This window comes from Paraglaciecola sp. 20A4 (genome assembly GCF_011378905.1).
Taxonomy (GTDB): domain Bacteria; phylum Pseudomonadota; class Gammaproteobacteria; order Enterobacterales; family Alteromonadaceae; genus Paraglaciecola.
The window spans coordinates 1-823 of sequence record NZ_WTPY01000085.1; the positions used below are offsets into that span (position 1 = coordinate 1).

At 46.5% G+C, this 823-nt stretch carries 1 protein-coding gene; it reads left to right on the forward strand.

Going from position 1 to position 823, the window contains the following annotated elements:
* Positions 1-95 precede the first annotated feature (95 nt).
* Positions 96-823: ISAs1 family transposase (locus GQS54_RS22935; RefSeq protein ID WP_166426234.1), on the forward strand; the 728-nt coding region annotated here is incomplete at its 3' end.

The window sequence follows — 823 nt, forward strand, 5'->3', positions numbered from 1 at the left end:
CCACGGCAAGATCATGAACGTTTTTTGAACAAAAACAACATTATTTGACGGGCTGATGTCGCTGTGATCTTATACTCCCTTTTGGGAGGCCAACCATGACAATCGATGTATTTGCCCAACACTTCGCTGATGTAAAAGACCCTCGCCAAACCGCGAAAATAAGCTATCCCCTTTACGATGTATTGTTCTTATCTATTTGCGCCATCATCACTGGTTGCGAGGGCTGGGAGGATATTGAAGATTTCGGTAAAGCCAGATTAACCTGGCTACAGGGTTTGGGATTATTTAAAGACGGGTTGCCTGTTCACGATACGATAGCCCGTCTTATTTCAAGGATAGATCCCAGTGCATTGCAATCGACCTTTATTCGCTGGATGCAAGAGGTGGTGAAGCTGAGTGAAGGGGAAGTAGTCGCGGTGGATGGCAAGTGTTTACGCAGCTCATATAATCGTCATGACCGACAATCTGCCATTCACATGGTTAGTGCCTTTGCCACTGCCAATGGCGTGGTTATCGGGCAGACTAAAACCGACGCCAAGTCGAATGAAATCACAGCCATTCCGGATTTACTCAATTTGCTGGATATCAAAGGTTGCCTTATCACCATTGACGCCATGGGATGCCAACATAAAATAACCAAGACCATCATAGATAAAGGGGCGGATTACCTGATTGCGGTCAAAGGCAATCAGCAGAGGTTGTACGATAGCATCAAACAGGCCTTCGCCTGTGCGAATAAAGCATCTACCCTGCATATGGAGAAAGGACATGGTCGGGTTGAAGCCCGTGAATATCACTTGCTAGATGGAGGCGATATCGCCAA